The 512-nt window shown below is 79.5% G+C and carries 1 protein-coding gene; it reads left to right on the top strand.

Annotated elements, in window-relative coordinates:
- Window positions 1–21: 21 nt before the first annotated feature.
- A partial coding sequence (locus AE652_RS42925; RefSeq protein ID WP_304414280.1) for an acyl carrier protein occupies window positions 22–512 on the top strand: 491 nt, incomplete at its 3' end.

The raw sequence follows: 512 nt of genomic DNA, 5'->3' as shown, positions 1-512 counted from the left end.
CGGGGCGGCGAGGTGCCGCCGATGCTGCGCGGCCTGGTCCGCGCCACCGGCCGGCGGGCCGCCGAGACCGGCGCCGGCCAGGACCCGGCCCGCCGGATCGCCGGCCTCACCGGGGAGCACCGGACCCGGGCCCTGCTCGACCTGGTGCGCACCCAGGTGGCGGACGTGCTCGGACACGCCTCGGCGGAGTCCGTGCAGGCCACCCGGGCGTTCAAGGAGATCGGCTTCGACTCGCTGACCGCCGTGGAGCTGCGCAGCCGGCTGCACGAGGCGACCGGGCTGCGGCTGCCGGCCACCCTGGTGTTCGACTACCCGACCCCGGCCGCGCTGGCCGGCTTCCTCGACGGGCGGCTGCCCCGGGAGGGAGCACCGCGGGAGGAGCCCGTCCTCGCCGAGCTGGACCGGCTGGAGGCCGCCCTGGAGCGGCGGCTGGCGGACGGCCACGCGCTCGACGGCCTGTCGCCGCGCCTGCGGGCCCTGCTCGACCGCCTGGACGGCCCGGACGCCTCCGC

It is taken from the genome of Kitasatospora sp. MY 5-36 (genome assembly GCF_001182915.1).
In the GTDB taxonomy this organism is placed as follows: Bacteria; Actinomycetota; Actinomycetes; order Streptomycetales; family Streptomycetaceae; genus Kitasatospora.
This window is presented reverse-complemented; position numbering and strand designations above follow the sequence as displayed.